Below are 4,958 nucleotides of genomic sequence, written 5' to 3'. Positions count from 1 at the left end.
GTTTTTGTAGGGGATATTTTGGATGGGTAATTTTATTTTTATTTTTTTAATGTTTTTTCTAATGTATATAACGAGATAGATGATAGTGAATATAAAATCTTTTGCAAAAAAACGATTCTCCAGCCAATCGGTTGACTGGAGAATTAAATTACCTAATTTTTTTAATTAGGATTCAGATGCAGATGCATTGATGGATGCAGGATAAAGATATGCAGACCATTCATTATATTGGCAAACAAATATTGACGGGTTTCTTGCTGAAAGTGGAGATGCTAATTTATATACTTTATCTCTTATTTCAGCGGCGGTGTTTAATGAATAACCAACATAAGTGCCGGCAGGTAAGGCCATAACATTGCCATTTGAAAATATCACTTTATTATTAAAGTTAATTGTTTTAAGTGATTCGTTAAGAGCATTAATTTCTCTTGGGCCTGCACCATAGATTTCAACGCGGATTAAATAATTAGCCATGGATTACCTCTCTTTTATTTAATGTTTAAATAAAATCATTCATCGGTTTTCTGTGTGAAGAATGCGATGATATTTATATCCAATCTCTTTCCGAGGTTGGTATGCCGGAGAATTTAACAGGTATTAATGACGTTACGCCATATCATTAAATCACAGTTATTTGATGAAATGTTTTTAGAGGGGATTTAATATAATATTTATTATCAGATCTGCTATTTAATAGCTCTACAAATATGCAGAGCTTTATACACTTCGTCTTTCAAGTTGCCTCTTTGTTGGCTGCATTCGTTCACCCCAGTCACATAGTTATCTATGTTCCTGGGGATTATCTCCCTTGCCGCCGCGACGCATCTTGAAATCCATTGTGTATATATATTTTGGGTTATCTATTTATGAGCCTTTTCCTCCAGGCGTTGCTCAATAGCGCGTATCACAAATTCGCGTAATTTCTCCACACCAAGAAAACCCACTGCGCCGCCAAGAGCAGGTGATACGCTGACAGGAATACCAATCAGCTCTAGCCCGCTGGAGAATCCCCATGAAAGTGCTCCACAGAGAAGAGGTTCAGCCCATCGGTTTTTGCGTTCCACACCGTCATAAATCAGCCGTCCATAACAGATCATGATAGCCAGCAATGCGCCGGATATCTGTGGCCAGGCATTTTTCAGGTAGTACATAAGGTCAATCCATAATTCAGGATATTCTTGCATTATTCGCCCCATAATTTATTTCCGGTCGTTCAATCACAATGCCTGAATTAAAATTAACTGGGCAGAGATTGGATCCCGGTGTTCAGTGATAGGTTACATATTTCCATAATAGCGTTAGCACCGGATCTCCACATTTTTATAAAGTTGTGCCTTGCATAATACGAACTTCATAGTGACTTTTATTGTGAAGTTCTCTCAGAGCCCTTGCTGATACCCTGTCCAATCAGCACACCAATAATAGTGAGAGCGCTACCGGAAAGTTGGATGAAACTGGGGCTGTCTCCTACAATAGTCTGTATCGCTAATGCGAAAATAGGGACAAAATTAAAAAAGATAGCTGTTTTTCCTGCGCCACGAATAGTAATTGCTATGTTCCAGAATAGATAAGCAACAACAGAACCAGCAAGACCCATATAAAAATCAGCTAAATGACTTTCAAAGGGTGCAGATAATAATGTCGAAACGGGTGATTCAACCGAAATCGCAATGATCGACAATATAATTGTGCCAAAAAACATCGTCCAGCCAGTGGATTCCAGAGGTGTTGATTCTATAACAAAAGTGCGGATCCCAATGGTATAAATTGCCCAGCCCAGAGATCCCAAAAAGATAATTAATTCTCCGGTATTAATATGAGTAGTGTTACCCAACATAGGTTGACCATTGGTAACAACCAGAATCACACCAAACAAACTGAGTATCATTCCTGTTATACGTACTATATCAGGAGAACGGCGATTAATGATGCTCTCAAAAATATTGGTAGTGACAGGTGTTGTTGCCATTATTAATGCAGCACTAACAGGGTTTGCATATTGGAGACCAACAAATAATGCACCATTGAATCCTGCAACTCCAATTCCTCCGAGGAGAATAAAAGTAAGCCAGTTTTTTCTGAGTATTCCAATGTTAAATTTTTTTCTGGATATCATAAATAGGAAAATAAATAAGGCAGCAAAAGCAAAGCGTTCAGCAGAAGCAGTCCACGGAGGCAGATTCATCAGGGTAATCTTTGTTACCTGAAAATTTGAACCCCAAAAAAATGTTGCAATTAATGTCATAACAATCGCTAACTGTGGTGTATTTCGTATACGCATATTATTGACTCGATTAAATTTTTATTAAATCAAATTGATTGTATTTTTATTAGGATGATTGTGGCATAGTCGAAAAAAAAGATATTTAGATATAAATAGAAAATAATTTTCCAAAAATGGAAGTCATGATATGCAATCACTTATTTGGGATGATATTCGTGTATTTCTGGCAGTTGCTCAGACCGGAACTATCAGTAATGCAGCAACCCTTCTTGGGGTTGGTATTGCAACAGTGTCCAGAAAAATTGAAAGGCTGGAAGCAACTTTTGGGATGCCTCTGTTCTTTCGCCATCAGACAGGCTACCAGTTAACAGAAGATGGAAGGGGATTGTTGGAAAAAGCAGAAGCAATGGAAACTGCAGCAAATTCATTTTTGACAGAAGTTGATGTACGTACAAAAATCGCTGGTAAAGTGCGTCTTGCAACAACAGAAATGCTGGCTAGCAATTTAATTATTCCTAATCTGTCGGTTTTGCAGAAAAAATACCCAGATTTGGCACTGGAAATTATTACTGATTCACGTACTGTCAACCTTCATCGCCGAGATGCTGATTTAGCTCTTCGCCTTGTCAGGCCGGAACAAGGCCATGTTACTGTCCGTCAGATTGGAATACTAGGTTTTGGATTATATGCCAGTAAACAATACTGGGAAAATTATCCATCTCAGATATCTGATGAAGCCTATAGTCATGCTCATTTTATTGGCTGGACTGATGAGAGCCAGCAACTTCCAATGTACAAATGGATGGAAAAAACCCTGAATGGTCGTCCGCTTTCTATAGCGACAACTTCACTCTCAGCTCAGGTTGCGGCGGTCAAAGCAGGTTTGGGATTGGCAGTCCTACCTCATTTTATTGCTGATTCTGCTGATCTCATTTGCCTTTCTCCTAAGCTGGGGTTAGATCAGCCTCTTTGGCTTGTTATTCATGCAGATTTGGCATATTCCCTGAAAATAAGGAAAGTGGTAGATTTTATTACTGAAGTTGTCTCTCAACATTTGCAGCAACTTTCTAGCCAGATAATAAAATCCTAGTAATAAGATTAAGTATTATTTAATAATAATGTTCAATATAGCGGCTCTTCCAAACAATATATCAAATTTATTTATGATATATGTATGCTGGTTGACTTATAGTACTTCTGTTTGAATCGCTATGCGATAATAGCTGCTAGCATATATTCGCATTCAGTAATGTAAAGACTGGAGTTTAAGATGGAAAACGATGCAATCGAACTGAATGAATGGTTTGAAGAAGAAACCTTTGAGGAAGCTGTTGAAATAATGCAACAAAAAGCTATTGTTCCAGTTGGAACTGCAATGTGGCCTGTTTAGCATTATAGAAATTAAATTTCTGACAACTTAACGGGGATGTTATTCCCCGTTATTTATCAGGAGGTTATTGTGTTATTGCTTAATAAAAAAAGAAAAAATATAAAAAACATGCTGACTTGCTTGTTACATCATCCCGCTATTAAAGAAAAAAAACATGAAGAGAATATAATTAATATACTTGTTGGATGGGATAAAGAACACAAGAATATTGTTGAAGAGGTTATAACCGTTTCGCCAGAATTTCCTACTTTGAATATATCTTCATTATCTCTTGAACTAACCTCTTCCGATACTTTAGTTAGGGAGATTGAATGTTGTGATTTATATGTATTTTTCTATCTTTCTTCAACTTTAAAACCTTTTAAATCATCCGGTCCTGAGTTTTTGTCAGCAATAAGAAAAGTTATGCGAGAAAACTGGCGAAAGTCTGTTTTATTTAAAGATTATAGCGAACATTTTTATGAAGCATTTTCTGAAGAGTTAAATATTATCAAAGACAGAAATAATATTTTAATTAATTTGGCTAATAATAGTAAAAAAGTAACCTATCAGCAGAATGATGAGCATATTCTTACTGCAACTTTTAGTGTGAACCAATCCTGGACATCAATTGATGGCATTGGTAATTATGATCTGACACCGGGTGAAATTGCAACAAAACTACATAATCTGGAAGGCTCTATCAGTTTTAGCGGTGCATTTCTGAGTACAATACCTTTTGCAATTAAGTATGGTGTTGTCAGTGAGTTCTTCAACCTGACAATAAAAAATAGCAAAATTATCGACTTTACCTGTCAATCCACTGAATTTTCGAAAGATTTTGATAAATATCTATCAGCTAACTCTAGTAACAGTACGATTGAAGAGTTTGGTATCGGGACCAACTGTGGTGTGGAGAAGCTATATGGATTAAATGCGGGGTTTGAAGAAAGGCATCCCGGGTTACATCTTGGATTAGGCGGGGGAGAAGTAGGCAGTCATCATTTAGACTTAATTTTTCAGGGAGGAAAGTTATTCTTTGACAATACTATTGTGCTTGATAATAACAAATTCATTATCTGATTTTAGCGGAAAAATTCTCGATTCATTTTATATATATTCAGCGTAAATATAAGTGCGAGCTTTAGTTCGCATCTCGCCCTAATATAATCCTCTAGTTTTATGGAACAATTTAGAAGATAATCGTTATATTTTTAATTAAAGATATCACCTATGTTAACATATAGAGAGTGGTTTTATTGTAAGTAATTTTTTATTATTTGTTATATTTTTCAATATTTAATTCTGTTAACTATATTTTTTATTCCAAAATATTTTTCATTTTCACTATCCCTTGATTAAGAA

General features: G+C 36.0%; 5 protein-coding genes. 2 read left to right on the top strand and 3 right to left on the bottom strand.

Translation table 11 applies throughout. The features are described from left to right. Window positions 1-165: 165 nt before the first annotated feature. The 3 genes from ghoS to AACX38_RS04430 all read right to left on the bottom strand — a co-directional run bounded on the left by ghoS (window position 166) and on the right by AACX38_RS04430 (window position 2,281). A complete protein-coding gene (ghoS, locus tag AACX38_RS04440; RefSeq protein WP_228865805.1) occupies window positions 166-474 on the bottom strand; it encodes a type V toxin-antitoxin system endoribonuclease antitoxin GhoS in 309 nt (102 codons plus the stop codon). Window positions 475-860: 386 nt separating this feature from the next. Further along, on the bottom strand, window positions 861-1,184 hold the full coding sequence (locus tag AACX38_RS04435; RefSeq protein WP_228865804.1) for a phage holin, lambda family: 324 nt from the start codon (window positions 1,182-1,184) through the stop codon (window positions 861-863). 179 nt (window positions 1,185-1,363) lie between these two features. Then, entirely contained in the window at window positions 1,364-2,281 is a 918-nt protein-coding gene (locus AACX38_RS04430) for a DMT family transporter (protein WP_228865803.1), read from the bottom strand. A 130-nt stretch (window positions 2,282-2,411) separates the two neighbouring features. Between AACX38_RS04430 and AACX38_RS04425 the strand changes: the two genes are divergently transcribed. Together AACX38_RS04425 and AACX38_RS04420 are read left to right on the top strand one after the other, a co-directional pair. After that, window positions 2,412-3,314: a LysR family transcriptional regulator gene (locus tag AACX38_RS04425; RefSeq protein WP_228865802.1), complete on the top strand. Its 903-nt coding sequence runs from the start codon at window positions 2,412-2,414 to the stop codon at window positions 3,312-3,314. A 369-nt stretch (window positions 3,315-3,683) separates the two neighbouring features. Next, the gene (locus tag AACX38_RS04420; RefSeq protein ID WP_228865801.1) at window positions 3,684-4,676 is read left to right on the top strand and encodes a leucyl aminopeptidase; all 993 of its coding nucleotides are present in this window, start codon (window positions 3,684-3,686) and stop codon (window positions 4,674-4,676) included. The last annotated feature ends 282 nt before the right edge of the window (window positions 4,677-4,958 follow it).

The sequence above is a fragment of the Xenorhabdus sp. PB30.3 genome (assembly GCF_963895965.1).
Lineage (GTDB): Bacteria > Pseudomonadota > Gammaproteobacteria > Enterobacterales > Enterobacteriaceae > Xenorhabdus > Xenorhabdus stockiae.
This window is presented reverse-complemented; position numbering and strand designations above follow the sequence as displayed.

Coding starts and splice junctions, on each gene's coding strand:
- AACX38_RS04425 (WP_228865802.1), top strand. CDS start 2,412: ATGCAATCACTTATTTGGGATGATATTCGTGTATTTCTGGCAGTTGCT.
- ghoS (WP_228865805.1), bottom strand. CDS start 474: ATGGCTAATTATTTAATCCGCGTTGAAATCTATGGTGCAGGCCCAAGA.
- AACX38_RS04430 (WP_228865803.1), bottom strand. CDS start 2,281: ATGCGTATACGAAATACACCACAGTTAGCGATTGTTATGACATTAATT.
- AACX38_RS04435 (WP_228865804.1), bottom strand. CDS start 1,184: ATGCAAGAATATCCTGAATTATGGATTGACCTTATGTACTACCTGAAA.